The sequence below is a fragment of the Lentilactobacillus parakefiri genome, from assembly GCF_002157585.1.
Taxonomy (GTDB): domain Bacteria; phylum Bacillota; class Bacilli; order Lactobacillales; family Lactobacillaceae; genus Lentilactobacillus; species Lentilactobacillus parakefiri.
Genome location: NZ_BDGB01000046.1, coordinates 1 through 2672 on the forward strand (window position 1 = coordinate 1; position 2672 = coordinate 2672).

Below are 2672 nucleotides of genomic sequence, written 5' to 3' on the forward strand. Positions count from 1 at the left end.
GGAACGGACATCTACTTTGCCCATCCTTATTCACCATGGGAACGCGGAACCAATGAGAACACTAACGGCCTTTTACGCGAGTTCTTCCCGACGGGCAGATCCTTGGCATTGGCCTCACTGGTTGATATTCAACTGGCTCAAGATACCTTAAACAACCGGCTGCGGCGGTCATTGAACTATCGCTGTCCAGCTGATCTAATGCCTGAACTAGCTTAGCAACTAGACCACTTCTAAGAATAGATTCTTAGTGTTGCACTTGATTTGACAATTGAGGCGCAAAATAAATTGTAACTATGATTCCAATAACTAAATAAGTTATCATGAACCATTTTGGCGCATCAAAACTATATAAAAGTATCAATACAAAAGAATAAAAAACATAGGCCCAACCATTCAACTTTATTTATACCTCCGTTTAACCAACCCAAGCCGTACGATGTATAGTCTTAACCAAGTGTGTACGCGTGCTGTTTGAGTAATATTTAACTACTGATTCTTGCCCAATAATCGCCCGGTTTCCCCTTGGAGCAGTTGCTGAAACCAAACGGATATTATAAGTAGGCCAAATATCCGCTTTTTTGGTCTTAAAGGCGTCTGCTACATCGTAAGCGAATAATGCAACTTTAATACCAGCACCAGGAGCTAAACCAACCAACTGTTCTGCTGTAAATGAAGCAATCCGTTTAGCTTTAGTCCCAGCATAATTATGTGTGCCAGACCATTTACTATAGGCAGATTGCAAGAAATAACTTGAACGAATTTAATGACGTAAATTAAGCAAGAAGATCTCGATTGGTGTATGCCAATTAAGACATTTAAGTGGCCGTGAATTCAAATACCAATTAATTTGAACCAATTGGTGATCACTTAGTTCTTCAATGGCTTGGCCTTTGGGAATAAAGCGCCGCAAAACTCGGTTACGGTTCTCATTACTGCCTCTTTCATGCGGTGAATAGGCATGGGCAAAATAAACCTGTGTACCAGTTCGCCGTTCAATTGTCTGATAGTTAGCGAACTCTTTACCATGATCTACGGTAAGCGTCTTGAGCTTGTCTTGAAGTTGACTAGCTAGTTCAAGTACGGCTTGAGTCATGGACTGACTGTCGCGACCATGGAGCCGTTTAACAATTGTCAGGCGACTCTTACGCTCCACAAAAGTAGCCACAGCTTGACCTTTACGTTTACCAGAAAGTACGGTATCAGCTTCAAAGTGGCCGAATTCCTGGCGAGTTTCGACTTTATGAGGACGCTCCTCAATGGAGCGGCCGTGATTGAACGTACCACGCTTTTTTTTAGCACGATGACGACGAATTCCATGATCAGGCAAATCGGGCAACTGTATATCAAGCCATCCTTAATCAATCCAGTTATAGACCGTCTTGTAGGCAATCCCCACCACATGGGCAACTTGTTCAGGGGACCACTTCTGGACTTGAATCTTTTCCTCGATCAAGTGTTTAAGGTTTTTAGTGAGCGAAGACTTCCGCCCCCGTTGACTAACCTTTCGTTCAAAGTCAGTTTGCACTAGCCCAGCCTGGTACTCACTATTTAGCCGGTGAAGTTCGTTAAAGATGGTGGTCTTACTAAAGCCTAAGTAGTTAGCGATGTATCGCAAGGAACGTCCTTCATTATGAAGCGTTTCAATGACAACACGGTTCTGGAATGATAAAATAGTGGTGCTCATCAAGGTCCTTCTTTCTAATGGATTGTGTGGTAACACCATTAAAGACCTTGATCGATTTTTCTGTCCACTTAAATGTTCAACTTAAATTTTACAATCTGCCAAATAAAAAAGTGGGTAAATGAAAAATGATCATGATGTATACACAGTCAGGGTGTCATTCTTGTATGACATCTCGTCGATGGTTTAATAAACACGGAATCAGATTCCAAGAAAAAAAACTTTAGTAAACACCCTCCAAAACTATAAGTAAAGAAAATAGGGTCCCTATTTCCTTTTAATACCGTATTTCACACGGTATCGAATAAAGGTCGTCCGTTTAATACCTGTATTTCGGGACACATCAATGTCACTCATGCCAGCTCGATAAAGCTTAAAAGCATGTTGCAAACGGGGATCATCTTTGGCATATTGGGGTTTGCGGCCATGATATTTACCTTGCTGTTTGGCAAGCGCAATGCCTTGTTGCTGTCGCTCAATGATCCGCTTACGTTCACTTTCAGCTTGGTACTTGTAGAGTTCAATAATCAAATTGGTCATCAGTTGCCGTAAGTTGGGATCCGCAATCCCGGTCATGGACGGTAAATTCAACACATCTAGGGTGGCCCCCTTATTTTGAATGGAGTTCATGATCTTAGTCAAATCCTGGTTGTTTCTGCCTAAGCGATCTAATTCAGTGACCAGGACAATATCACCCTCACGAATATAGGCCAGCATTTTTTGCAGTTCTGGCCGATTAGTGTTAGCCCCACTTAATTTATCCGTAAATAATTTATCAACGTCTTTTAAAGCCGCTAATTGTCGATCTAAATGTTGCTCCTTGGAACTCACACGCGCATAACCGATTTTAGCCATTTCCAATCTCCTTTTGGACAGTTCTAATGAACACTTGTAATTCCTAGTATAGCACAGAAATAAAAAAGACCATTAGGGTATACCCTATTGGCCGTTTTTGATCCATTATCAATGGCTTTTTAAATTAGGGCCTAGT

General features: G+C 41.6%; 3 protein-coding genes and 1 pseudogene. 1 reads left to right on the top strand and 3 read right to left on the bottom strand.

All coding sequences use genetic code 11. The annotated features are described in order from the left end of the window. Window positions 1-216: IS30 family transposase (locus tag LPKJCM_RS05040; protein ID WP_133057552.1), on the top strand; the 216-nt coding region annotated here is incomplete at its 5' end. Between the two features lie 199 nt (window positions 217-415). Here the strand turns inward: LPKJCM_RS05040 and LPKJCM_RS05045 are convergent. From LPKJCM_RS05045 to LPKJCM_RS05055, 3 genes and pseudogenes are all read right to left on the bottom strand, one after another. Then, window positions 416-742, bottom strand: a complete 327-nt coding sequence (locus LPKJCM_RS05045) for a hypothetical protein (protein WP_057962713.1) — start codon at window positions 740-742, stop codon at window positions 416-418. Window positions 743-760: 18 nt separating this feature from the next. Continuing rightward, window positions 761-1684: pseudogene (locus LPKJCM_RS05050) on the bottom strand (IS30 family transposase). 264 nt (window positions 1685-1948) lie between these two features. Continuing rightward, window positions 1949-2536, bottom strand: a complete 588-nt coding sequence (locus tag LPKJCM_RS05055; RefSeq protein ID WP_002823706.1) for a recombinase family protein — start codon at window positions 2534-2536, stop codon at window positions 1949-1951. Between the last annotated feature and the right edge of the window lie 136 nt (window positions 2537-2672).